Below are 24,206 nucleotides of genomic sequence, written 5' to 3' on the forward strand. Positions count from 1 at the left end.
CTCGCTCAGTCGTCTTCGTTGTCGCCGAAGTCGGGGCGCACGTCCCGGGCGGCCATGATCTCGTCGTTGGAGGTGCCGGCGGCGACCATCGGCCAGACCATCGCGTCCTCGTGGACGATGAAGTCCACCAGGACCGGGCGGTCGTTGATCGAGTTGGCCTCCTCGATGACCTTGTCGAGGTCGGCGGGGTCCTCGCAGCGGATCGCGTAGCAGCCCATGGCCTCGGCCAGCTTCACGAAGTCGGGGACGCGGGTGCCCCTCGCCTCCGGGTTGACGTCGTCGGGGCCGGAGTGCAGGACCGTGTTGGAGTACCGCTGGTTGTAGAAGAGGGTCTGCCACTGGCGGACCATCCCGAGGGCGCCGTTGTTGATGACGGCGACCTTGATCGGGATGTTGTTCAGGGCGCAGGTGGTCAGCTCCTGATTGGTCATCTGGAAGCAGCCGTCGCCGTCGATCGCCCACACCGTGCGGTCGGGCACGCCCGCCTTGGCTCCCATGGCGGCCGGGACCGCGTACCCCATCGTTCCGGCGCCGCCGGAGTTCAGCCAGGTGGCGGGCTTGTCGTACTGGATGAAGTGCGCGGCCCACATCTGGTGCTGGCCGACGCCCGCCGCGAAGACGGTGCCCTCGGGGGCCAGCTGTCCGATGCGCTCGATGACCTGCTGCGGGGAGAGGGAGCCGTCCGCGGGCTGGTCGTAGCCCAGCGGGTAGGTGTCGCGCCAGCGGTTCAGGTCGTTCCACCAGGCGGAGTAGTCGCCGCGGTGGCCCTCGGCGTGCTCTCTCTGGACGGCCTGGATAAGGTCGGCGAGGACCTCGCGGGCGTCACCGACGATCGGCACGTCGGCGGCGCGGTTCTTGCCGATCTCGGCCGGGTCGATGTCGGCGTGGACGATCTTCGCGTGCGGGGCGAAGCTGTCCAGCTTGCCGGTGACGCGGTCGTCGAAGCGGGCTCCGAGGGCGACGATCAGGTCGGCCTTCTGCAGCGCGGTGACGGCGGTGACCGCACCGTGCATGCCCGGCATTCCCACGTGCAGCGGGTGGCCGTCGGGGAATGCGCCGAGTGCCATCAGGGTGGTGGTGACGGGCGCTCCGGTGAGCTCCGCGAGCATCTTCAGCTCGGCGGTGGCGCCTGCCTTGATGACGCCGCCGCCGACGTAGAGGACGGGCCGCCTGGCCGCCGTGATCAGCTTGGCGGCCTCGCGGATCTGCTTGGCGTGCGGCTTGGTGACGGGCCGGTAGCCGGGCAGGTCCATGACGGGCGGCCAGGAGAAGGTGGTCTTCGCCTGGAGGATGTCCTTGGGGATGTCCACCAGCACCGGGCCGGGGCGGCCGGTGGAGGCGATGTGGAAGGCCTGCGCGATCGCCCGGGGGATGTCCTCCGCCTTGGTGACCAGGAAGCTGTGCTTGGTGATCGGCATGGTGATGCCGACGATGTCCGCCTCCTGGAAGGCGTCGGTGCCGATCGCCTTGGAGACGACCTGACCGGTGATGGCCACCAGCGGGACGGAGTCCATGTGCGCGTCGGCGATGGGCGTGACCAGGTTGGTGGCGCCCGGTCCCGAGGTCGCCATGCAGACGCCCACCTTGCCGGTGGCCTGCGCGTAACCCGTGGCCGCGTGACCGGCGCCCTGCTCGTGACGGACCAGGACGTGGCGCACCCGGGTCGAGTCCATCAGCGGGTCGTAGGCGGGCAGGATCGTGCCGCCGGGGATACCGAATACCGTGTCGGCGCCGACCTCCTCGAGGGAGCGGATGAGGGACTGCGCGCCCGTGACGTGCTCGACGGGGGCGGACTGCTGTCCTCCGGAACGGGGCCGCGGCTGCGGGTGATGGGCCCCGGTGGCCTGCTCGGTCATCGGCATTCTCTTCTCGATGCTGAGGGTTTTTTGCGAAGTTCGTGCGGGTTACGCGTGCTGCTCGACAGGTGCCTGTGCAACAAAAAACCCCTCGTGCCATAAGGCAAGCGAGGGGAGCGCGCCGGGTGGTGGGTCGCTGAGCGTTGGTCGCTCAGCGTCAGCCGACGCGCTGTCCAAGTACGAGAATTCGGGTGCGCATGGCATTGACCCTCCCCCCGGCGCGCACTCACTGTCAAGTGGGTGGGACGGGAGTCTCATTATGTGAGCGGAGTGCCGTACCGCTCTTGAGCACCGCGGTCACCCCGGAGGAGTACACCGCGGAACCCCCGCCGGCGAGCACCGGTTCGGCCGCACCGAGCGGCACCGGGTAAGGGCCGGTGGCCAGCGCCCGGCGCAGCCGGTACTCGTCCAGCGGCCCGGAGAACGCCAGGCCCTGCCCGTGGGTGCAGCCCATCGCCCGCAGTGCCTCGGCCTGTTCGGGCAGGTCCACGCCGTCGGCCACGGACTGCAGTCCGAGGTCGGAGGCGATCCGCAGCAGCCCGTGAGTGATCTTGTACAGCCGCGCGGACTCCGCCACTCCGTCGACCAGGCTGCGGTCCAGCTTCAGCATGTCGACGGGCAGCCGCCGCAGGGCCGTGATCGCCGCCGGTCCGCTGCCGAAGCCGTCCAGGGCGATCCGCACGCCGAGCCGCTTGAGCACGGTCAGCCGGCGCTCCAGCTCGTCGAGGGAGACCCTGGGGTCGATGTCGGCCAGCTCCACGATCAGCGAGCCGGACGGGAGTCCGTGCCGGGTGAGCAGGGCCTCGATCGAGCCGAGGGGCAGCGACCGGTCCAGCAGCCGGCGGGCGCTCAGCCGGACGGCCACCGGTACGGGCAGCCCGGTCGCGTGCCGTTCGGCGGCCTGCTCCACCGCCTCGTCCAGCAGCCAGCGGCCCAGCTCGGCGGTCTTCTCGCTGTCCTCGGCCACGCGCAGGAACTCCGCGGGGGTGAACAGCACGCCCTGCGAGGAACGCCAGCGCGCCTGGGCGCACACCGAGGTGATCCGGCCGTCCGCCAGGCACACCACCGGCTGGTGCAGCAGGGCGAACTCGCCGTGGTGCAGGGCCGCGCGCAGCCGCGTGGCCAGCTCCGCCTTGCGGACGACGTCCTGCTGCATGTGCGGCTCGTACAGCTCGACCCGGCCCTTGCCGGCCGCCTTCGCCCGGTACATCGCGAGGTCGGCGTTGCGCAGCAGCTCGCCCGCGCCGAGTCCCGGCTCGGCGAAGGCGACGCCGATGGAGGCGTTGACGCGAACGTCGTTGCCGTCGATGAGGTAGGGCTGGGAGAGGGTGACTCTGAGCCGGTCGGCGAGTTCGAGGATGTGCCGCTCGCGGGCGTCCCGGTCGCGGACTCCGTCGCCGACGATGAGGGCCGCGAACTCGTCACCGCCCAGCCGGGACGCGGTGTCGCCCTTGCGGACGGCGTCCTGCAGTCTGCGGGCGGCCTGGACGAGCAGTTCGTCGCCCGCCTGGTGTCCGATGGTGTCGTTGACGCCCTTGAAGCCGTCGAGGTCGATGAACAGCACCGCCGTGCCGCGCAGGGCGGCTCCGCGGTCCGAGGCGCGGCGGCCGGAGAGGGCCTGCTGGACGCGCCGGGTGAACAGGGCGCGGTTGGGCAGGTCGGTCAGCGGGTCGTGCTCGGCGTTGTGCTGGAGCTGGGCCTGGAGCCGCACCCGCTCGGTGACGTCACGGCTGTTGAAGATGAGGCCGCCGTGGTGCCGGTTGACCGTCGACTCCACGTTCAGCCAGCCTGCCCCGCCGCCGGAGCGGAAGCGGCACTCGATGCGCGTGGTGGGCTCCTCGACCGGGTCGGCGGCGAGGAACCGGCGCACCTCGTGCACCACGCGGCCCAGGTCCTCGGGGTGGATGAGCGCGGCCAGTTCGGTGCCGACCAGGTCCTCCGCCGGGCGGCCGTACACCCCGGCGGCGGCCGGGGAGACGTAGCGCAGGATGCCGCTGGGCGCCGCGATCATGATGACGTCGCTCGACCCCTGCACCAGGGAGCGGAAGTGGTTCTCCTTCTGCGCCAGTTCCTGGGTCAGGGTGATGTTGTCGAGGAGCATGATGCCCTGGCGCACGACGAGCGCCAGCGCGACGGTGCCGCCGGTGAGGAGCACGACGCGGTCCACGCTGCGCCCGTTGAGGACGTTGTAGAGGATCCCGAGGGTGCACACGGCCGCCGCCAGGTACGGCGTGAGCGCGGCGAGGGATCCCGCGATGGGCCGCGAGAGCTGGTACCGGCCGGGGTCCTGGCCGGGCGGCGGGGCGTGCTGGTGGTCCGGGGCGCCGCGCCGCCCGGGCAGGTGCTCGCGGACCACGCGCGTGTGCCCCTCGCGCTCCGGTCCGCCGCGGCGGGGAGCCGTCCAGGGGGCGTAGGCCAGAAGCAGCGAGCCGGCGAACCAGCCCGCGTCGAGCAGCTGCCCGGAGCGGTAGTCGGCGTGCAGCAGCGGGGAGGTGAACAGGGCGTCGCACATCACGGTGAGCGCGAGCGCCCCGATCGCGGTGTTCACCGCGGACCGGTTGATCGCCGAGCGCCGGAAGTGCAGTGCCAGCACCATGCTGACCAGGGCGATGTCGAGCAGCGGGTACGCCAGCGACAGCGCCGTGTGCGCGACGCCCGGGCCCTCGGCCTGGGCGGCCTGGGCGAGGGCGAGGCTCCACGCCAGGGTCAGCAGCGAGCCGCCGATCAGCCAGGCGTCGAGTCCGAGGCAGACCCATCCGGCCTTGGTCACGGGCCGTTTGGCGAGCACCAGCAGGCCGACGATGGCGGGCGGCGCGAAGCAGAGGAAGAACAGATCGGCGTAACTGGGGTTCGGCACCTCGCGGTTCAGCACGACCTCGTACCAGCCCCAGACCAGGTTGCCCAGGGAGGCCATGGCCGAGGAGAGGCCGAACAGCAGCCAGGCGGGCCGGTAGCGGGTGCGGCGGCTGCGGGCGTAGACGACGCAGGAGACGGCGGCGGCAGCGGCCGCCGCGCTGAGCCCGAAGTCGCCCATGATCAGGGCGAGTCGCTCGGAGCCCCAGCCGCACGCGGCTCCGACGGCGTAGGCGGCGCAGACCAGGGCCAGGACCAGTTGCGCCGCCGGACCGGGCCGCCGGGCGGCGGCGGGCGCACCGGGCAGCGGCGCCCGCGGGGCGGACGCGGGACACAGCGCTCCGTCCAGCGTGGGGGTCGAGGGCGGCGCGCTCACCGGTCCCTCCCGGTCCGCGCCATGGCCGCGCCCCACGGTCCCCGGAGCGTCCGGGGCCTGGACCGCCGGCCGGTCCACCGGTCGTCGCCGGGGTCGAGGTGAGGGCGGGCGCCGTCGGTCCGGTCGCCGCGCCGGATGTGGTGGCCGCGCCTGTGCGTGTCCGTGCGCCGGTGTCGCCGCCGACGCGTCCGCCGCGTCGGATCGCTCGTCCAGTGGCCGTGCATCGCCCGTCGCCCCCCTCACAGTCTTCGTGTCGCTCCCCCGCGCCGTTGGTCGACGGCGCAGCCCCTGTCGGGACGATACACCAGTATCGTCACTCAGGGACATAGGTCCTCTACGCTCCGTGACGATCAACGGACCGTCGAGTACCCACCGCTTCCGGGGAGTCGCGGACGGTACTCGAAGCGGACTACACGTCTTCCCTTCCCGTCACCAGGATCACGTTGCCGAGCTCCTCGTGGTTCACGTATCGGCGCAACTGGTCGCGGAGCAGACGCTTCGCGCGGGGGAGGAAGGCGGACGTGGGTCCGCCGACGTGCGGGCTGACGAGGACACCGGGGGCCCGCCACAACGGGTGGCCGGCGGGCAGCGGTTCGGGGTCGGTGACGTCGAGGGCCGCGGTGAGACGGCCGCTCTCCAGCTCGGTGAGCAGGGCCTTGGTGTCGACGACGGGTCCGCGGGCGACGTTGACGAGCAGGGCACCGTCCTTCATCCGGGCCAGGAATCCGGCGTCCACGAGATGCCGGGTGCTGTCGGTCAGCGGGGTGGAGAGGACGACGACGTCCGCCTCCGGCAGCAGGGAGGGCAGTTCGGTGAGTGGATGCACCGGCCCGCGCTCCGTGGTGCGCGCGGAGCGCGCGACGCGCGCCACCCGCGCGAGCTCGAACGGAGCGAGCCGGTCCTCGATGGCCGCGCCGATCGAGCCGTACCCGACGATCAGCACGCTCCGGTCGGCGAGCGCCGGCCGGAAGCCGCCCCGCCACTCCCCCCGGTCCTGGGCCCGCACGAAGTCGGGGATGCCGCGCAGGGAGGCGAGGACCAGGGTGAGCGCGAGCTCCGCGGTGCTGGCCTCGTGCACCCCGCGGGCGTTGCAGAGCCGCACGCCCGCGGGCAGGTCCTTCAGTCCCGGCTGCACGTGGTCGATGCCGGCCGACAGGGTCTGCACCACGCGCACGGAACGCATCCGCGGCAGCGGACGCAGGCACACCTCGGCGGACCTCATGTACGGCACGACGTAGAAGGCGCAGTCCGCCGGGTCGGCCGGGAACGCGTCACCGCCGTCCCAGAAGCGGTACCGCGGCCCCTCGGGGAGCCCTTCGATCTCGTCCGGCGGGATGGGGAGCCACACGTCAGCAGTCATGCTCCGGAGGCTAGTTCAGGCGTTCGCGGACGCAGAGGTTAGGTTGGGGGGGCCGGAGAGGGAGGGTCACGAGCAGGTGGAGCGCAGGACGATCGGCGCGGCGGCGCTCGCGGTGGGTGCCGTAGGACTCGGGTGCATGCCGATGAGCTGGGCCTACAGCACGTCCCGGCAGCGCGGCGAGGAGTCGCTGAAGGCGGTGCACCGGGCGCTGGACGTGGGCTCGTCCCTTCTCGACACCGCCGACATGTACGGGCCGTTCACCAACGAGCTGCTGCTCGGGCGGGTGTTGAAGGAGCGGCGCGCCGACGCCTTCGTGTCGACCAAGGTCGGACTGCTGGTGGGCGACCAGCACATCGTGGCCAACGGCCGCCCCGGGTACGTCCGACGGGCCTGCGACGCGTCGCTGCGCCGGCTGCAGACCGACGTGATCGACCTCTACCAGCTGCACCGCGCCGACCCGGAGGTGCCGGTCGAGGAGACCTGGGGCGCGATGGCGGAGCTGGTGCGGGCGGGGAAGGTACGGGCACTGGGGCTCTGCGCGGTCGGGGCGCGTTCGTCGCGACGGCCGGGGGCGCGGCTGCACGACGCGACGATCCGGCAGCTGGAGCGGGTGCAGCAGGTCTTCCCGGTCAGCGCGGTGGAGGCGGAGCTCTCGGTCTGGTCGCCGGAGGCGCTGGAGCGCCTGCTGCCGTGGTGCGCGTCGCGGGGCGTCGGCTTCCTGGCGGCGATGCCGCTGGGCAACGGCTTCCTGACCGGAACGCTGACCCCCGGCGTGGGGTTCGAGGCGGACGACCTGCGCGCCCGGCACCCCCGCTTCACGGCCGAGATGATGGCCGCGAACCAGCCGATCGTGGTGGGTCTGCGCCGGATCGCGCGCCGGCACGGGGAGCACGTCACCCCGGCGCAGGTGGCGCTGGCCTGGGTGCTGAGCCGGGGCCGCCAGGTGATCCCGGTGCCGGGCACGAAGCGGGAGCGATGGGTCACGGAGAACGCGGCCGCGGCGGACCTGCGTCTGACGGAACGGGACCTCGCGGAGATCGCGGCCCTTCCGGCGGCACAGGGGTCCTGGGACTGAGCGGGCACGTGGCACGGCCGGGGGCGCACTCCCGCGACCGGTGGCCGACGGTGGCCGGGTGGCGGGCGGGGCCGGAGGCCCGGCGGGGGGCGCCCCGGACACCGGCCCCGGGCTCGGCCCGGGGTTCGGCCCCGGGGTTCGGCCCGGGCGAAGCGGGAACCTGGGAGGCGCGAGCGGTGTATGACAGACAGAACCCGCCGCGTCGAAGGGACGAGATCGTGCAACGACGAGCCGTGACGGCCGTGCTGGCCGCCGCCGCGCTCCTGCTGACGGCCGGCTGCTCCTCCGACGAGGGAGCACCGCCGGACCGGGACGGCACCCCCTCCACCGCCGCGGCGGCCCCCTCCTCGCCCTCCGGGAAGGCCGAGGAGACCCCGCCCGCGAAGGGCTCGGTGACCGTCGTCCGCACGGTGGCGACGGGACTGAGCACGCCCTGGGGCCTGGCCCCGCTGCCGGACGGCGACCTCCTGGTGTCCTCCCGTGACGACGCCACGATCACCCGGGTCGACGCGAAGACCGGGAAGAAGACCGAGCTGGGCGAGGTGCCCGGGGTCTCGCCCGAGGGCGAGGGCGGTCTGCTGGGCATCGCCCTGTCCCCCGGGTTCGCCTCGGACCACATGATCTACGCCTACTTCACCTCCGCCTCCGACAACCGCATCGTGCGCATGCTGTACACCGAGCGGAAGCCGGCCGGCGAGCAGCTGGGGGCTCCCGACACGGTCTTCCGGGGCATCCCCAAGGGTTTCGTGCACAACGGCGGACGGATCGCCTTCGGCCCGGACCGCATGCTCTACGCGGGCACGGGCGAGAGCGGCGACACGGGCCTGTCCCAGGACAAGGATTCCCTGGGCGGCAAGATCCTGCGGATGACCCCGGACGGCGAACCGGCCCCGGGCAACCCGTTCCCCGGCTCCCCCGTGTACTCCTACGGCCACCGCAATGTGCAGGGCCTGGCCTGGGACCGTGAACAGCGGCTGTTCGCCTCGGAGTTCGGCCAGGAAACCTGGGACGAGCTGAACGCCGTCGCGCCGGGCGACAACTACGGCTGGCCGGAGGCGGAGGGCCACTCCGACGAGGGCGGTTTCCACAACCCGATCGCCCAGTGGAGCACCGACGAGGCGTCCCCCAGCGGCATCGCGTACGCCGAGGGCTCCGTCTGGATGGCGGGCCTGGGCGGCGACCGGCTGTGGCGCGTACCGCTCAGGGGGACGGAGGCCTCCGCGGACCCGCAGGCCTTCCTGGAGGACGATTACGGCCGGCTGCGCACCGTGGTCGCCGCGGGCGGCGACCGGCTCTGGCTGGTGACCAGCAACACGGACGGCCGGGGCGACCCGAAGGACGACGACGACCGCATCCTGGAGCTGCGGGTGAGCTAGCTTCCGGGTCGCTCCTCCTCGGAGGCGTCCTCGGTGTCCTCCTGCGGGGGCTCCGGCCGGCGGACGGTGACCTTCCCGGACGCGAGGTCTATCGGCCCGCGTCCGGGGTCGGCGTCACCGACGTCCTCCCGGCTCAGCTCCAGGCGCTTGCGCTCGTCGACACCGTGCTTGCGTCCGGGGGCGAACAGCTCCTCGAAGGCGTTGAACATCGCTCCCCTTCCCAGGGCCACGGGTGCCGGACCGCTCCCGTCCTACACCGATTGTCGCGCGGCCTCCCGCTGTCCGGCTCCGGCCGGGACCAGGCCCACCCGGTGGGCCACCGCCGCCGCCTCGCCACGGCCGGAGACGCCCAGCTTGGCGAGGATGTTCGAGACGTGGACGCTGGCCGTCTTCGGCGAGATGAAGAGTTCCTCGGCGATACGGCGGTTGGTGTGCCCGGCGGCCACCAGGCGCAGGACGTCCCGCTCCCGGCTGGTCAGTCCGAGTGCCTCGGCCGGGTCGGCCGGAGCCGGGGGCGTCTCCTCGCGCGGGGCGGGCGTCAGCGCCAGGCGACCGCGCCGGGCCAGCAGCGCGGCCTCGCGCGCCAGCGGCGCCGCGCCGAGGTGACCGGCGACGGCGTCCACCAGCCGCAGCAGTTCGACGGCGCGGGCCCGCTCGTCCTCGTCCGCGCCGGCGGCCAGCAGCGCCTCGGCGAGCCGCAGGCGGACGCAGGCGAGGTCGTAGGGCCGCCCCAGCGGTTCCGTCGCGGCCACGGCCTCGGACCACGCGTCGGGCTCGGTCCTGCCCTCGGCGCGCAGCAGTTCGGCGCGCAGCCACAGGTCGTGGGCCGTCCACAGGGGGACTCCGGTGGCCAGGCGTTTCGCCGCGTCACGGATGCGGTCGAGGACCTGGGCGCGGCCGGCCTCGGTCTCCGGGTCGCCGTACCGGTCGGCCTCGGCGGTGGCGGCGGCGAGCAGCAGGGGCCAGCCGTAGCGCTGGGTGCCGGGCGGGAAGCCGGTACTCAGGGCGTCGAACAGCTGGGCGCGGGCTTCGTCGAGGCGGCCCTCGGCGGCGGCGACGTGGAGGGCGACCCACGTCATCGGCAGGGCGTACTGCGGCATCGGGTCGTGGGTGCCGAACTGGGCGCGGGCCTCGGCGAGGCGGCGTACCGCCGCGGCGGTGTCCCCCCGGACGTGGGCCAGGTGCGCGAGGCGGATCGAACCGCCGGCGCGCGGCTTGGCGCCCTGCCCGGGTCGCTGCGCCTGGGTCGCGGCCTGCTCGGCCTCGTCCCAGCGCCCCACGGAGATGAGGGACTCGGCGAGGTTGCCGTACATCCAGCCCTCGGGGTCCAGCAGTCCGAGGCGCCGGGTGACCCGGACGCCCTCCTCGAGCAGCCGCACGGCCTCCTCGGACCGGCCGACGCTCTCGAGCACGGAGGGCAGGTTCACGAAGGCGCGGGCGACCACCGTGTCGACGCCGAGTTCGGTGGCCCGTTCCTTGACCTCGTACAGCTCGGCCAGTCCGGCGTCGATGTCACCTGCGTCGACCATGAGGCCGCCGAGGGTCAGCCGGGCGTTGAGCTCGATGTCGTGGGCGCCGACCATGCGGGCGTACTCGACGGCGCGTTCCGCAGCGGTCATGGCGTCCGCGCCGGGTTCGTGCAGCATCGACCAGCCGGCCGCGGAGGCCAGCACCTCGGCGTGCACCTCGGAGGGCGGCAGTCCGCGCACCAGTTCCCGCGCGGTGCCGAGCTCGTCCCAGCCGTCGCCGCGGGCGAGTGCCTGGGTGAGCCGGGAGCGCTGCACCCAGAACCACGCGGCGCGCAGCGGGTCGGGGTTTTCGTCGAGGAGGCGCAGCGCCCGTTTGGTGATCTTCAGGGCGCGTTCGCGCTCCCCGCACAGGCGGCCGGCGACGGCGGCCTCCGCCATGAGGTCGAGATAGCGCAGCGGTCTGCCCCCGGCGTCGTGGCCCTCCGGACTCCCGTCGTGTCCCGCCGGCACCGGGCAGGGGTAGGTCTCGGCGTGGTCGAGCGGGCGCAGTGCGGCGCGCACGGCGTCGGGGACGCCGTCCCACAGCTCCATCGCCCGCTCCAGCAGCCGCAGCTGTTCGGCGTAGGCGTGGCGTCTGCGGGCCTCGACGGAGGCGTCGAGGACGGCGGGCAGGGCCTTGGCGGCGTCGTGGGCGTGGTACCAGTAACTGGCCAGCCGGGTCGCCCGCTCGTCGGCGGGGACGAGGGCGGGGTCGGCCTCCAGGGCCTCGGCGAAGCGGCGGTTGAGGCGGGAGCGCTCGCCGGGCAGCAGGTCGTCGCTGACGGCCTCGCGGACCAGGGAGTGCCGGAAGCGGTAGCCGTCGCGTTCGGGGGCAGGGGTGAGGATGCTGGCGTTGACGCCCGCGCGCAGGGCCTCGATGAGCTCGTCCTCGCCGAGTCCGGCGACGGCGGCGAGCAGCCGGTCCTCGACGGCGGAGCCGCCCTCGGCGACGATCCGGGCCACCCGCTGGGCGTCCTCCGGGAGTGTCTCCACCCGGACCAGGAGCAGGTCGCGCAGGGAGTCGGTGAGGCCGGTGCGGCAGCCCTCGTGGGCGGCGACGGCGAGTTCCTCGACGAAGAAGGCGTTGCCGTCGGAGCGTTCGAAGATGTCGTCGACGTGGTGCGGCTCGGGTTCGCGGGCGAGGATGCCGGCGATCTGCCGGTGCACCTCCGCGCGGTTGAAGCGGCCCAGTTCGACGCGGAGCACGGTGCGCAGCCGGTCCAGTTCGGCGAGCAGGGGGCGCAACGGGTGGCGGCGGTGGATGTCGTCGGCGCGGTAGGTGGCGAGGACGACGAGACGGCCGGTGCGCAGGGTGCGGAACAGATAGGCGAGCAGGTGGCGGGTGGAGGCGTCGGCCCAGTGCAGGTCCTCCAGGACGAGGACGACGGTGTGCTCGGCGGCGACCCGCTCCAGCAGGCGGGCGGTGAGCTCGAAGAGGCGGGCCATGCCCTGTTCGTCCCGGCGGGCCTGGCGGGCGGCGGCGGCGCCGAGTTCGGGCAGCAGGCGGGCCAGCTCCTCCTCCTGGCCCGAGGCGGCGGCCGCGAGCTGCTCGGGGAGCTCCCGGCGCAGCTGGCGCAGGGCGGTGGAGAACGGGGCGAAGGGCAGCCCGTCGGCGCCGATCTCCACGCAGCCGCCGGCGGCGACGACCGCGCCCCGGTCGCGGGCCGCGGCGGCGAACTCCTCCACGAGGCGGGTCTTGCCCACCCCGGCCTCGCCGCCGATCAGCGTCGCCTGGGGTTCACCGGCGTCGGCGCGGGTGAACACGTCGTTCAGAGTGGCGAGTTCGGCGGAGCGGCCGACGAAAACGGGACTGACGGACTTGGTCTCCACGCCCTTGAGCATCGCATGCGCGTCCGGCGTCGGCGCAGCGGTTTTCCCGTCCCGGAGCACCGGCACGACATCGCCTCCTCGAAACTGTGTGGTCACAGCGGCCGAAAGGGGCGGCGGCCGCATTCGGCGCGGCCGCCGCCCCGGTTCGTTCTTCACGCGGCCCGGGCGAACCAGGACCGTCGCCGGGTATGGCTCTCGGGCTCGGCGCCGCGTGCCGATGTTCCGCGGCGGGCGGCGCGGCGGCCCCGCACGGCCGCAAGGGCGCGGCGCTCGGTCGCGGCCCTGCGGACGAGGTCGTCGTGGCGGAGCCGGTACAGCTCGTGTTCCCACATGGTGTTCCCCCTGGGAGTCGGTGTCGACGTCGCTATCTGCGATGCCTCCACCTTCGTCCCCGAGGCGGGTCCGCCACATCGGGAGAGTTCCATATCTTGGCGCGGGCGCGATGCCTTAGAAAGCGTGCCTCAGGCGGGCCGGGGGCCTTAGGCGCCTCCTCAGCCGGTCGCGGGAAGCCCCAGAAGGAGGTCGGTGTACTTGAGGACCGCGAGCAGCAGTCCTACGACACCGAGGGCGACGCCGGCCCAGGCGACGGACTTGATCCAGGGCGCCTGCGCGGTGCGGCCGGGCGCGCCGAACGCGGGCCGCACCAGCACCACCGCGCCGACGATCAGCGCGGTGAGGGCGAAGAGGCCGCCCCACAGGGCGCTGGTGTGCCAGGCGTCGCCGTAGATCTCCTTGACCTGGGTGGCGACGCCCGCGTCGGCGGCGGTCCGCAGCTGGCCGACCAGGGTCTCGCGTGCGGCGGCCACCGTGCCCAGCCAGCTGCCGGTGAGCGAGACGAGGCCGAGCGCCGCGGAGACGACCGCGGCGGCGCCCTGTCCGACGCCGGACGGGCCCTCGGCCGGTTCGGCGCGGTCCTCGGCGGCGGGCTCCCCGGGCTGTTCCGTCACCTGCCCGTCAGGCCCGGCCGTGGTCGCGGTCGTGATTCCGGTTTCGGTCTCGTCCTCTGTTTTCGTTCCCATGTCTCGCACCGTACGGACGGCGTCTGAGATTCCGCTTAACGCGGGTCCGGGTGCTCCCCACGGGCGCGCCACTCGGGGGCGAGGACGGACCAGACCTCCAGGTCGTGCCGTACGCCGTGGTGCAGGTGGGCCGCGCGGCGGACGCCGTCCCGGGTCATGCCGAGCCGGCGGGCGACGGCGATGCTGGCCGTGTTGCCGGACGCGGCGACCCATTCGACCCGGTGGATCCCGCGCTGCTCGACGGCCCAGTCGACGAGCACGCGCATCGCGCGGGTGACCAGTCCCCGTCCGGTGGCCGCGGGCTCCAGCCAGCAGCCGACCTCGCAGGTGCCGTTCGCGGCGTCGAAGTTCAGCGTGAGCACCCCGCCGACCAGCGTGCCGTCCAGCCACAGCCCGTGCACCGAGGCGGTGTCGGCGGCGCGCATGTCGGCGTAGCGCTGGAGCGCCTCACGGGCCGTGGTGACGTCCGTGGCCCGGGAGCCGAAGGGGATGTACTGGTTGACGAAGTCCCGGCCCCGGTCCAGGTGGGCGAGGAACTCCTCGGCGTGCCACGGCTCCAGCGGGCGCAGTTCGGCGCCGTCGTCACCCAGTCGTATCGCGTACATCCCGCTGCCGCTCCTCCTCCGCCAGCACGTCCGCCACCTCGGCGTCCGTGACGGCGGCCAGCCTCTCATGGGCGGCGCGGCACTCGGGCGGCTCGATGCTGATCCGGGGCAGGATCCGGTCCAGCCACTTGGGCAGCCACCAGTTGGCGCCGCCGAGGAGATGCATCAGGGCGGGCACGAGCAGGGTACGCAGGATGAAGGCGTCCAGGGCGACGGCCGCGGCGAGGGCGATGCCGAACATGGCGATCACGCGGTCACCGCTCAGCACGAAGGCGAGGAACACCGAGATCATGATGACGGCGGCGGAGTTGATCACGCGGCTGGTCTCGGCGAGGCCGACGCGGACGGCACGGCGGTTGTCGCCGGTCTCCAGCCACTCCTCGTACATCCGGCTCACCAGGAACACCTGGTAGTCCATGGACAGCCCGAAGAGCACGGACACCATGATCACGGGCAGGAAGGGTTCGATGGGGCCCGCGCGGCCGAGGCCGAGCAGTTCGCTCCCCCAGCCCCACTGGAAGATCATCACGACCACGCCGAAGGCGCCGGCGACGGCTGCCACGTTCATCGCGGCGGCCTTGAGCGGTATGCCGATGGACCGGAAGGCGAGCAGCAGGAGCAGACAGCCCAGGCTGATCACGACGCCGACGAACAGCGGCAGCTTGCCGACGATGACGGAGGCGAAGTCGTCGTAGCCGGCCGTCACGCCCCCGACCTGGAGGTCGAGCGAGGTGCCCGACTCGGCCCGGGGCAGCACGTCCTCCCGCAGCCGGTCGACCAGGTCGCTGGTCTGCTTGGACTGCGGGGACGACTCCGGCACGACGGTGAGGAAGGCGGTGTCACCGCCCTGGTTGTACGTCACCGGTGACGCCGAGGCGACGCCCTCGGTGGCGCGCAGGGTGGCGTCGAGGTTGTCCAGGGCGAGCCGGTCGGGGGCGCCGTCGACCTTGGTGACCAGGGTGAGCGGCCCGTTCACGCCCGGGCCGAATCCGTCGGCGAGCAGGTCGTAGGCCTGGCGGGTGGTGGAGGTCTTGGGGTCGTTGCCCTGGTCGGAGGTGCCCAGGTGCAGCGAGAAGGTGGGCAGCGCGAGGACGGCCATCGCGACGACGGCGATCGCGCCGAGCAGCTTGGGGTGGCGCTCCACGAACGCCGACCAGCGGGCGGCGAACCCGGTGGGCACCTCCGGCTCGGGGCCGTGCTCGGCCAGCCGGCGCCGCTCGCGGCGGCTGAGCGCCCGGGTGCCGATCAGCGACAGCAGGGCGGGCAGCAGGGTGACGGAGGCGCCGACGGTGAGCACCACGGTGAGCGAGGCGGCCACGGCCACGCCGTTGAGGAAGTTCAGGCGCAGGATCAGCATGCCCAGCAGGGCGATGCACACCGTCGCACCCGCGAACACCACGGCCCGGCCGGTGGTGGCGACGGCGCTGGTGGCGGCCTCGGTGACGCTCAGGCCGCGCTTCAGTCCGCGCCGGTGCCGGGTGACGATGAACAGCGCGTAGTCGATGCCCACGCCGAGCCCGATCAGCAGCCCGAGCATGGGTGCGAAGTCCGCGACGGTCATCAGGTGGCCGAGCAGGACGATGCCCGCGTAGGCGGTGCCGACGCTCACCAGCGCGGTGGCGATCGGCAGCAGGGAGGCGGCGAGCGAGCCGAAGGCGAGGAACAGCACCACGGCCGCGACGGCCACGCCGACGATCTCGGCCATGTGCCCGCCGGACGGCTCGCTCAGCTCGACGGCGCTGCCGCCCAGATCGACGCTCAGGCCGTCGGTCTCGGCGGCCTTGGCCTCCTTCACCACGGCACCGGCCTGACCGGGGGACATGTCCTTGGTCTGGTGCTCGAAGGTCACCGTGGCGTAGGCGGTGCGGCCGTCCTGGCTGATCTGTCCGGCGCCCGCGTCGGCGTACGGGGTGCTGACGGAGGCGATGCCGGGCAGGTCCGCGATGCGGTCGAGGGTGCGGGTCATGGTCTGCTCGACGTCGCTGTCCCGCACCGTGCCGGACGAGGTGTGCCAGACCACGCTGTCGCTGTCGCCCCCGAGGCCCGGGAAGCCTTCCCTCAGCAGCTCGGTGGCGCGCCCCGACTCGGTGCCGGGCACCTTGTAGTCGTTCGAGTAGGCGGAGCCGGCGACGAAGGCGCCCGCCGCGATCCCGACCAGGGCGAGAAGCCACAGCAGAACGGTGAACAGACGGCGTTGAACGCACCAACGTGCTAGGGCTGCCACAGGCGTGCTCCCGGTATGGCTCGGGGTGGATCTTTGACCGGGTACAGCCGACGAACGATCGAACAGCCCGCAAAGAACGCATGAGCAATGCCCTGCCACTGTTGCAGGTGGAAATGATCGTTTGTCCCTTTCGTGGACTAACTCACATTTCCCGTCGGGCTCGCGGAATCAGTCGAACTGGTCCCCCAGCGCCATGACCATGACGCCCGCGATCGTCGTCCACAGCGCCCTGCGGGTTCGTCCGCGCGCACCCAGGACCGCCGCCAGGGCGCAGACCGCCGCTCCGCCGGCGTAGGCCGTCGCGACCAGGGCCGGCGCCCCGCCGACCGCCCGCAGCAGGGCGGCGGCGACACCCGCGAGGGCGAGCGCGATCCCCGTGCCGGCCGCGGCCCACCGGGCCCGCCGCGCCCGCTCGACGAGGAGACCACCGCCGTCCGCTTCCTCGAAGGCCTCGGCGGATTCGGGCGACCCGGTACGCTCGGCATCCTCGCCGTTCTCAGCCGCTCCGGACTTTCCGCCCATTTCGGATATTCCGGAATTCCTGGCGTCGGTGTCTGCCGTCGATTGCGTTTCTCCGGCTTTCCCGTCCTTTTCGACGGTCTGAGTGTCCGGGCGTATGTCGGAATCAGGACGTCCACTCATGGCGCCGGAGCGTAGCGCCCCGACACCGGAAACCTGGATGCGGGGGCACCCGTGCGGCTGTTAGCGTCCGTCGGTCCGACTCCCCGCGGCAGTCCGCCGCCGGCCGAAGCAGGTGCTTTGATGCTTGTCCGTCCGATCTCCGACGCGACCCTTCCCCTCTTCACGGCCTCAAGGAGCCCGTTCACCGATGTCGGACATCACTCCGAACACCCCGCACGACGATCTCGCTGACCGCCTGAGCCTTCCGCGCTACCCCCGCAGCAGCGCCTACGACGCCCGCTGGACCGTGGAGAACTCCATGGGCCCGCACGCGCTGTGGCTGCTGGAGTGGCTGGCCCCCGCCCTCGGCCTCGACACCCTGCGCCCCGGCGCCCGGGTGCTCGACCTGGGCTGCGGACGCGCCATGACCTCGGTCTTCCTGGCCCGGGAGTACGGCGTCCAGGTCACCGCCGCAGACCTGTGGATCGGCCCGGACGAGAACGCCCGCCGGATCGCCGAGGCGGGCGTCGCCGACCGCGTCCAGCCCGTCCTCGCCGAGGCGCACGACCTGCCCTTCGGGGAGGAGACCTTCGACGCGATCGTCTCGGTCGACGCGTACCAGTACTTCGGCACCGACGACCTCTACCTGCCGACGCTGACCCGGCTGCTGAAGCCGGGCGGACGCGTCGGGGTCGTCGTGCCGTCGCTCACCGAGGAGATCGACGGCACCGAGCCGCCGGACCATCTGAAGCCCTTCTGGGAGCCCGCGTTCTGGTGCTTCCACAGCCCCGCCTGGTGGTGTCGCCACTGGACCCGCAGCGGCGCCGTGGAGGTCGAGACGGCCGACCGGCTGGAGGGCGGCTGGCGGGAGTGGCTGCTCTGGTCCGACGTGGTCGCCGAACACCACACGGACGAGTTCCACCGGCGGATGAGCCGGGAGAACGCGCGACTGGTGCGCGCCGACCAGGGCCGCACGCTGGGCTTCACCCGCGTGGTGGGCCGCCGCCGCTGACCCGCGCACGCCCGTGACACAAGGAGGGGACGCACCCGGCGGGTGCGTCCCCTCCTCACGTCGTACGGGTCTCAGCCCTCGACGCCCAGCTTCTGCAGGATCAGTTCCTTCACCCGGGCCGCGTCCGCCTGGCCGCGCGTGGCCTTCATGACCGCGCCGACCAGCGCGCCGGCCGCCGCGACCTTGCCGCCGCGGATCTTGTCCGCGACGCCCGGGTTGCCGGCGATCGCCTCGTCGACGGCGGCGGTGAGCGCGCCCTCGTCGGAGACGACCTTCAGGCCGCGCTTCTCCACGACCTCGTCCGGCGTGCCCTCCCCGGCGAGGACACCCTCGATGACCTGGCGGGCCAGCTTGTCGTTCAGCTCGCCCTTGGTCACCAGCTCGGTGACCCGGGCCACCTGCGCCGGGGTGATCGCCAGCTCGTCCAGCGGCTTCTGCGACTCGTTGGCGCTGCGGGCCAGCTCGCCCATCCACCACTTGCGGGCGGAGGCCGCGTCGGCACCGGCGTCGATCGTCGCGACGATCAGGTCCAGCGCACCGGCGTTCAGGATGGCCTGCATGTCGGTGCCGGAGACGCCCCACTCCTCGCGGAGCCGGTTGCGCCGCACCAGCGGCAGCTCGGGCAGCTGGGCGCGGATCTCCTCGACCCACTCCCGGGACGGCGCCACGGGCACCAGGTCCGGCTCCGGGAAGTACCGGTAGTCCTCGGCCTCCTCCTTCACGCGGCCCGAGGTCGTGGACCCCGTGTCCTCGTGGAAGTGCCGGGTCTCCTGGACGATCGTGCCGCCGGAGGACAGCACCGCCGCGTGCCGCTGGATCTCGAAGCGGGCGGCACGCTCGACGGAACGCAGCGAGTTGACGTTCTTCGTCTCCGAGCGCGTACCGAACTTCTCGGTGCCGTGCGGGCGCAGCGACAGGTTCACGTCGCAGCGCATCTGGCCCATCTCCATGCGGGCCTCGGACACGCCGAGCGCCCGGATGAGTTCGCGCAGCTCACGGACGTAGGCCCGGGCCACCTCGGGGGCACGCTCGCCCGCTCCCTCGATCGGCTTGGTGACGATCTCGATGAGCGGGATGCCGGCGCGGTTGTAGTCGAGGAGGGAGTGCGAGGCGCCGTGGATACGGCCGGTGGCACCGCCGACGTGCAGCGACTTGCCGGTGTCCTCCTCCATGTGGGCGCGCTCGATCTCCACGCGGAAGGTCTCGCCGTCCTCCAGCTGCACGTCGAGGTAGCCGTTGAAGGCGATCGGCTCGTCGTACTGGGAGGTCTGGAAGTTCTTCGGCATGTCCGGATAGAAGTAGTTCTTCCGGGCGAAGCGGCACCACTCGGCGATCTCGCAGTTGAGCGCGAGTCCGATCTTGACGGCGGACTCGACGCCGGTCGCGTTGACGGCCGGGAGCGCGCCGGGCAGGCCGAGGCAGACCGGGCAGGTCTGGGTGTTGGGGTCGGCACCGAGCGCGGTGGAGCAGCCGCAGAACATCTTGGTGGCGGTGCCGAGTTCGACATGGACCTCGAGGCCCATGACGGGGTCGTACGACGCGAGTGCGTCCTCGTACGACACCAGGTCGGTCGTGGTGGTCACGGTGAAAACTTCCCTCTCAGCCCAGCAGGACGTCGTCGTCGCCCAGCCGCTTCAGCTCGCGGTAGAGGATGGCGAGGCCGGTGACGATGGCGGCGGCGGACACGGTCGCGTCGATCAGGACCAGGGTGTCCTTCTCGGCGCGCGCCGTCTTCAGCCGCTTGGCGACGCCGAACGCGCCGAACGCGGTGGCGGCCATGGACAGGTACGTACCGGACCGGGACTTCTTGAATCCCTTGGCCTTGGTCAGTGCACTCACAGCGACGGAGCCTCCTCGAGCAGCGGGTGGCCCCACTTTTCCACGAAGGCGGCCTCGACGGCGGCACCCACCTTGTAGAGGCGGTCGTCCTTCATGACCGGGGCGATGATCTGCAGGCCGACCGGCAGGTTGTCCTCCGGCGCGAGGCCGCAGGGCAGCGACATGGCGGCGTTGCCCGCCAGGTTGGTCGGGATGGTGCACAGGTCCGCGAGGTACATCGCCATCGGGTCGTCGGCGCGCTCACCGATCGGGAAGGCGGTGGTCGGGGTCGTCGGGGAGACGATCACGTCGACCTGCTCGAAGGCCTGGTCGAAGTCCTGCTTGATCAGCGTGCGGACCTTCTGGGCGCTGCCGTAGTACGCGTCGTAGTAGCCGGAGCTGAGCGCGTACGTGCCGAGCATGATGCGGCGCTTGACCTCGTCGCCGAAGCCGGCCTCGCGGGTCAGCGAGGTGACCTCCTCGGCGGAGTGCGTGCCGTCGTCGCCGACGCGCGCGCCGTAGCGCAGGCCGTCGAAGCGGGCGAGGTTGGAGGAGCACTCGGACGGCGCGATCAGGTAGTACGCGGACAGCGCCAGGTCGAAGGACGGGCAGTCCAGCTCGACGATCTCGGCGCCGAGCTCCTTGAGCATCTGCACCGACTCGTCGAACCGCTGGACGACGCCGGCCTGGTAGCCCTCGCCGCGGAACTGCTTGACGACACCGACGCGCATGCCGGCCACCGAGCCGTTGCGGGCGGCCTCAACGACCGGCGGGACCGGCTCGTCGATGGAGGTGGAGTCCATCGGGTCGTGCCCGGCGATCACCTCGTGCAGCAGGGCCGCGTCCAGGACCGTGCGGGCGCAGGGGCCGCCCTGGTCGAGGGAGGAGGAGAACGCCACCATGCCGTAACGGGACACCGCGCCGTACGTCGGCTTCACACCGACCGTGCCGGTGACGGCGGCCGGCTGGCGGATGGAGCCGCCGGTGTCGGTGCCGATGGCGAGCGGAGCCATGTGCGCGGCGAGCGCGGCGGAGGAACCGCCGCCGGAACCGCCGGGGATGCGGGTGAGGTCCCACGGGTTGCCGGTCGGGCCGTAAGCGCTGTTCTCGGTGGAGGACCCCATGGCGAACTCGTCCATGTTGGTCTTGCCGAGGATGACGACGTCGGCGTCCTTGAGGCGCTTGGTGAGCGTCGCGTCGTACGGCGGGATCCAGCCCTCGAGGATCTTGGAGCCGACCGTGGTCGGGATGCCCTCCGTGGTGAAGATGTCCTTCAGCGCGAGGGGCACACCGGCCAGCGGGCCGAGCTGCTCGCCGCGCTCGCGCTTGGCGTCGACGGCGCGGGCCTGCGCGAGGGCGCCCTCACGGTCGACGTGCAGGAAGGCGTGCACCTTCTCGTCGACGGCCTCGATCCGGGCCAGGTGGGCCTCGGTGACCTCGACCGCGGTGAGCTCGCCGGAGGCGATCTTCGCGGCGGTCTCGGCCGCGGTGAGCTTGATGATGTGATCGCTCATGGCGGTTTACTCCTCCCCCAGGATCTGCGGCACCTTGAAACGCTGCTGCTCCTGGGCCGGGGCGCCGGAGAGCGCCTGCTCGGGGGTGAGCGAGGGACGGACCTCGTCGGCCCGCATGACGTTCGTCAGCGGGAGCGGGTGCGAGGTCGGCGGGACGTCTTGGTCGGCGACCTTGCTGACGCGGGCGACCGCGCCGATGATGTCGTCGAGCTGGCCTGCGAAGTGGTCGAGCTCTTCGGGCTTCAGCTCCAGACGCGCCAGCCGGGCGAGGTGGGCGACCTCCTCGCGCGTGATGCCAGGCATGCAGCGATCCTCTGGGGTGAGTGTGTGTGGTTTGGGACCAATCCTATGGGGCGGGCACCCCTGCCCGTGAAACCCTCCACCCGACGCCCCCCGGAGGGCCCGAAAGGGGCGCGGGGAACTGCGCGACCAGCCCCAGCGGACCCGCAGCCGCACGACGACCTCCCCAGGAACGACCGCACCCTCGCCGGGGCAACGCAACGCGGGCTCCCGGAGCCCCTGAAAGGGGCGCGGGGAACTGCGCGACCAGCCCCAGCGGACCCGCAGCCGCACGACGGCCTGTCCGCCGGGGGGCGGCCGGGCCCCGCGGGACGGCGCAGCGCCGGCTCCCGGGCACGACTCCGGCGGAGGGCTAGTCCTCCGCCGGCCCCGCCGGCCCCGTCGCCGCCGGCAGCGCCGCCGCCGGCCGCTGCCACCCCCGCGACCCCCGGGCGAGCAGCCAGGCCGTCGTCTCGTCCGGCGGCATCGCCGCCGCGACCAGCCACCCCTGCACCGCGTCGCACCGCAGATCCCGCAGCCGCTCCCAGGTCTCGTCGTCCTCGACGCCCTCCGCGACCACCAGCAGACCCAGCGAGTGGGCCAGGTCGATCGTGCAGCGGACGATCTCCGCGTCCTCCGTGTCGATCGCGAGCCGCGCCACGAACGACCGGTCGATCTTCAGCTCGCTCACCGGCAGGCGCCGCAGGTGCACCAGCGAGGAGTAGCCGGTACCGAAGTCGTCGAGCGACATCTTCACGCCGTGCCCGGTCAGCGCGTTGAGGGTGTCGGCGGCCCGCGTCGGGTCCTCCAGCAGCACGTGCTCGGTGATCTCCAGCTGGAGCGCTCCCGCGGGCACCCCGTGCCGGGCCAGCCGGGCCGCGACGGAGCCCGCGAAGCCGGGGCTGTGGACGTCGCGCGGCGAGACGTTGACGGCGACCGGCACGAACAGGCCCTGCGCGCGCCACCGGGCGACCTGACCGAGCGCGGTCTCCAGCACGTACTCGGTGAGCTGCGGCATCAGCCCGGACGACTCGGCTATCGCTATGAACTCGTCCGGGGGGACCCGCCCGCGCTCCGGGTGCACCCACCGCACCAGCGCCTCCAGGCCGGAGACCTGGCCGTCGAAGCGGACCTTCGGCTGGTAGTGCAGCTCCACCTCGTGCGCGTCGAGGGCGCGGCGCAGATCGCCCAGCAGGCCCAGCCGGTCAGGGGTGTTGGAGTCCCGCTTGGACTCGTACGCCTCGACGCCCGTACGGTCCCGCTTGGCCTGGTACATCGCCACGTCCGCCCGCCGCAGCAGCCCCTCGGCGTCGGCCGCGTGGTCCGGGAACACGGCGACTCCCGCACTCGCCTCCAGGACGAGGGTGAGCCCGTCGAGGTCGAGCGGGGAGCTGAGGGCGGCGACCAGACCGCGGGCGGCGCGGGTCGCGGACGTCGTGGAGTCGGCCACGGGCAGTAACACGGCGAACTCGTCACCGCCGAGCCGCGCGGCCTCCGCCCCGCGCGGCAGGGCCAGTCTCAGCCGGTCGGCGATCTGCAGCAGCAGCCGGTCGCCGGCGAGATGGCCCAGGGTGTCGTTGACCGACCGGAAGCGGTCGAGGTCGATGAGCATGAGCGCGGCCCGGGAGCCGACCCGCTCCGCGTCGTCCAGCGCGGTCCAGATGCGCTCCTGCAGCCACTGCCGGTTGGGCAGCCCGGTGAGCGGGTCGCGCAGTTGCTCCTCGGCCCGCGCCCTGGCTATCCACAGGGTGGAGTCGAGGGCGATCAGCGGGATGGAGAACAGCGGCAGCAGGACGGGCTTGGCGTCGGCGACCACGCAGATCAGCGGCGCTATGCCGAGCAGGGCCACCGCGACGAGCCCCTGGCGGACCAGGGCGGTGCGGGCGACCGTGGGCAGGCCCGAGCGGGGGGTGTACAGGTACCACAACAGGGTGCGGGTGACCGTGAGATAGGCGGCGGCGACCAGCACCACACCGGGGCCGGTGTAGAGGGTCCAGGTGTCGGGGGTGGACGGCGACTCGACGGACGGGACGGTGCCGAACGCGGCCAGGACCAGCGCTCCGGCGCCGATGCCGAGCAGGTCGGCCGCGCCGTGCAGCACGCCCTGCCGCCAGCGGCCCCGCCGGGCTATGCCGACCAGCACGACGACGGTGAGACTCACCATGCCGGCCGGGACCCAGCCGTACAGCAGCAGCACGGCGAGGGTGAGGGCGGCGCCGGATCCGGTGCCGCCCCACCAGCGGGAGCGGCCCAGCATCACGAGGTGGCCGACGACGATCCCGGTGAGCACCGCGAGCGACCAGCCGACGGTGCCGGACGGGAAGAGGGCGTGCCCTCCGGTGAAGGCGCGCAGGAAGCCGGCGCCGAGGACGAAGGCGGCCGCGGCGACGACGGCCGTGGGCAACGCGGGCCAGGACGGGTGGCGTTCGGTCTCCGTCCCGTCCGGCCCGAGACCGGTCCCGCCGGCCGGGCGCCCGGCGTCGCGCGCGTCCGCGGTGCCCGCACCGGTGCGCCCCCGCGCGTCCGGACGCCCCGCGGGCCGCCCGTCCTCGCGGCCGCGTCGCCAGACGACCGCCATACGGCGCAGGCGCAGCCGTGAGCCCGGGGCGGCGCTCTCGGTCGGTTCCATTCCCGTCCCTCTCACAGCCGGCGGTGCCCACGCCACGCGGCCCGATGCCCGACAACCCTCAGCGGCTCCGCGGTGGAAAGCCCTTCCCCGGACCCCTCACGGGTTCGGGGGTTGCCCCGACCGCAACTGGGCACGGCAGGCGCACATCTCAACAGTAGGCCGCGGAAGGCTTCCACGGGCACCGGTCGCCGACGGTTGCCCGAATGCGCCCCAGCCACCCGTATGCATCTGGTATGCGCCGATCGGGTGGC

17 protein-coding genes are annotated in these 24,206 nt (G+C 72.9%); 3 read left to right on the forward strand and 14 right to left on the reverse strand.

What is annotated here, in order from left to right:
• Positions 1-5 precede the first annotated feature (5 nt).
• From ACIF8S_RS30455 to ACIF8S_RS30465, 3 genes are all read right to left on the reverse strand, one after another.
• The gene (locus ACIF8S_RS30455; RefSeq protein WP_400003429.1) at positions 6-1,856 is read right to left on the reverse strand and encodes an acetolactate synthase large subunit; all 1,851 of its coding nucleotides are present in this window, start codon (positions 1,854-1,856) and stop codon (positions 6-8) included.
• A 232-nt stretch (positions 1,857-2,088) separates the two neighbouring features.
• On the reverse strand, positions 2,089-5,085 hold the full coding sequence (locus ACIF8S_RS30460) for a putative bifunctional diguanylate cyclase/phosphodiesterase (RefSeq protein WP_400003430.1): 2,997 nt from the start codon (positions 5,083-5,085) through the stop codon (positions 2,089-2,091).
• A 409-nt stretch (positions 5,086-5,494) separates the two neighbouring features.
• Complete coding sequence (locus tag ACIF8S_RS30465; RefSeq protein WP_400003431.1) at positions 5,495-6,445, reverse strand: 2-hydroxyacid dehydrogenase; 951 nt, start codon at positions 6,443-6,445, stop codon at positions 5,495-5,497.
• Positions 6,446-6,521: 76 nt separating this feature from the next.
• On the opposite strand from ACIF8S_RS30465, the gene ACIF8S_RS30470 reads away from it, so the two are divergent.
• Positions 6,522-7,520, forward strand: a complete 999-nt coding sequence (locus tag ACIF8S_RS30470) for an aldo/keto reductase (protein ID WP_400003433.1) — start codon at positions 6,522-6,524, stop codon at positions 7,518-7,520.
• A 218-nt stretch (positions 7,521-7,738) separates the two neighbouring features.
• Positions 7,739-8,896, forward strand: coding sequence for a PQQ-dependent sugar dehydrogenase (locus tag ACIF8S_RS30475; protein WP_400003435.1), 1,158 nt, complete (start codon positions 7,739-7,741; stop codon positions 8,894-8,896).
• Here the strand turns inward: ACIF8S_RS30475 and ACIF8S_RS30480 are convergent.
• The 6 genes from ACIF8S_RS30480 to ACIF8S_RS30505 form a co-directional block, all read right to left on the reverse strand.
• Positions 8,893-9,105, reverse strand: coding sequence for a DUF6191 domain-containing protein (locus ACIF8S_RS30480; RefSeq protein WP_400003437.1), 213 nt, complete (start codon positions 9,103-9,105; stop codon positions 8,893-8,895). The two genes, ACIF8S_RS30475 and ACIF8S_RS30480, sit on opposite strands and share 4 nt — an antisense overlap.
• A 42-nt stretch (positions 9,106-9,147) precedes the next feature.
• Positions 9,148-12,246: an AAA family ATPase gene (locus ACIF8S_RS30485; protein ID WP_400003524.1), complete on the reverse strand. Its 3,099-nt coding sequence runs from the start codon at positions 12,244-12,246 to the stop codon at positions 9,148-9,150.
• Between the two features lie 479 nt (positions 12,247-12,725).
• The gene (locus tag ACIF8S_RS30490) at positions 12,726-13,253 is read right to left on the reverse strand and encodes a hypothetical protein (RefSeq protein WP_400003438.1); all 528 of its coding nucleotides are present in this window, start codon (positions 13,251-13,253) and stop codon (positions 12,726-12,728) included.
• Between the two features lie 35 nt (positions 13,254-13,288).
• Entirely contained in the window at positions 13,289-13,858 is a 570-nt protein-coding gene (locus ACIF8S_RS30495; RefSeq protein WP_400003440.1) for a GNAT family N-acetyltransferase, read from the reverse strand.
• Positions 13,836-16,082 (reverse strand): MMPL family transporter, encoded by a 2,247-nt coding sequence (locus ACIF8S_RS30500; RefSeq protein ID WP_400003442.1) that lies wholly within the window; start codon positions 16,080-16,082, stop codon positions 13,836-13,838. The genes ACIF8S_RS30495 and ACIF8S_RS30500 overlap by 23 nt, the downstream gene beginning before the upstream one ends.
• 168 nt (positions 16,083-16,250) lie before the next feature.
• Positions 16,251-16,604 carry a hypothetical protein gene (locus tag ACIF8S_RS30505; protein ID WP_400003444.1) on the reverse strand — a complete coding sequence of 118 codons (354 nt, stop codon included), beginning with the start codon at positions 16,602-16,604 and terminating at the stop codon, positions 16,251-16,253.
• A 307-nt stretch (positions 16,605-16,911) separates the two neighbouring features.
• On the opposite strand from ACIF8S_RS30505, the gene ACIF8S_RS30510 reads away from it, so the two are divergent.
• On the forward strand, positions 16,912-17,715 hold the full coding sequence (locus ACIF8S_RS30510; RefSeq protein ID WP_400003446.1) for an SAM-dependent methyltransferase: 804 nt from the start codon (positions 16,912-16,914) through the stop codon (positions 17,713-17,715).
• Between the two features lie 71 nt (positions 17,716-17,786).
• On the opposite strand, the gene gatB is transcribed toward ACIF8S_RS30510, so the two are convergent.
• From gatB to ACIF8S_RS30535, 5 genes are all read right to left on the reverse strand, one after another.
• Positions 17,787-19,298 (reverse strand): Asp-tRNA(Asn)/Glu-tRNA(Gln) amidotransferase subunit GatB, encoded by a 1,512-nt coding sequence (gene gatB, locus ACIF8S_RS30515; RefSeq protein ID WP_024888040.1) that lies wholly within the window; start codon positions 19,296-19,298, stop codon positions 17,787-17,789.
• 16 nt (positions 19,299-19,314) lie between these two features.
• Positions 19,315-19,554, reverse strand: a complete 240-nt coding sequence (locus ACIF8S_RS30520) for a hypothetical protein (protein WP_033276008.1) — start codon at positions 19,552-19,554, stop codon at positions 19,315-19,317.
• Positions 19,551-21,047 carry an Asp-tRNA(Asn)/Glu-tRNA(Gln) amidotransferase subunit GatA gene (gene gatA, locus ACIF8S_RS30525; protein WP_400003448.1) on the reverse strand — a complete coding sequence of 499 codons (1,497 nt, stop codon included), beginning with the start codon at positions 21,045-21,047 and terminating at the stop codon, positions 19,551-19,553. Before gatA ends, ACIF8S_RS30520 begins: the two co-directional genes overlap by 4 nt.
• A gap of 6 nt (positions 21,048-21,053) precedes the next feature.
• Positions 21,054-21,350: an Asp-tRNA(Asn)/Glu-tRNA(Gln) amidotransferase subunit GatC gene (gene gatC / locus ACIF8S_RS30530; protein WP_400003450.1), complete on the reverse strand. Its 297-nt coding sequence runs from the start codon at positions 21,348-21,350 to the stop codon at positions 21,054-21,056.
• 349 nt (positions 21,351-21,699) lie between these two features.
• Positions 21,700-23,955: a putative bifunctional diguanylate cyclase/phosphodiesterase gene (locus ACIF8S_RS30535; protein ID WP_400003451.1), complete on the reverse strand. Its 2,256-nt coding sequence runs from the start codon at positions 23,953-23,955 to the stop codon at positions 21,700-21,702.
• Positions 23,956-24,206: the final 251 nt, after the last annotated feature.

The organism is Streptomyces sp. NPDC085937 (genome assembly GCF_044540535.1).
Taxonomy (GTDB): domain Bacteria; phylum Actinomycetota; class Actinomycetes; order Streptomycetales; family Streptomycetaceae; genus Streptomyces.

Excerpts from the sequence above, each read along its gene's own strand:
- gatC (WP_400003450.1), bottom strand. The coding sequence starts at position 21,350 with ATGCCTGGCATCACGCGCGAGGAGGTCGCCCACCTCGCCCGGCTGGCG.
- ACIF8S_RS30505 (WP_400003444.1), bottom strand. The coding sequence starts at position 16,604 with ATGGGCGGAAAGTCCGGAGCGGCTGAGAACGGCGAGGATGCCGAGCGT.
- ACIF8S_RS30495 (WP_400003440.1), bottom strand. The coding sequence starts at position 13,858 with ATGTACGCGATACGACTGGGTGACGACGGCGCCGAACTGCGCCCGCTG.
- ACIF8S_RS30510 (WP_400003446.1), top strand. The coding sequence starts at position 16,912 with ATGTCGGACATCACTCCGAACACCCCGCACGACGATCTCGCTGACCGC.
- ACIF8S_RS30485 (WP_400003524.1), bottom strand. The coding sequence starts at position 12,246 with ATGCTCAAGGGCGTGGAGACCAAGTCCGTCAGTCCCGTTTTCGTCGGC.
- ACIF8S_RS30480 (WP_400003437.1), bottom strand. The coding sequence starts at position 9,105 with ATGTTCAACGCCTTCGAGGAGCTGTTCGCCCCCGGACGCAAGCACGGT.
- ACIF8S_RS30465 (WP_400003431.1), bottom strand. The coding sequence starts at position 6,445 with ATGACTGCTGACGTGTGGCTCCCCATCCCGCCGGACGAGATCGAAGGG.
- gatA (WP_400003448.1), bottom strand. The coding sequence starts at position 21,047 with ATGAGCGATCACATCATCAAGCTCACCGCGGCCGAGACCGCCGCGAAG.
- ACIF8S_RS30535 (WP_400003451.1), bottom strand. The coding sequence starts at position 23,955 with ATGGAACCGACCGAGAGCGCCGCCCCGGGCTCACGGCTGCGCCTGCGC.
- ACIF8S_RS30455 (WP_400003429.1), bottom strand. The coding sequence starts at position 1,856 with ATGACCGAGCAGGCCACCGGGGCCCATCACCCGCAGCCGCGGCCCCGT.
- ACIF8S_RS30490 (WP_400003438.1), bottom strand. The coding sequence starts at position 13,253 with ATGGGAACGAAAACAGAGGACGAGACCGAAACCGGAATCACGACCGCG.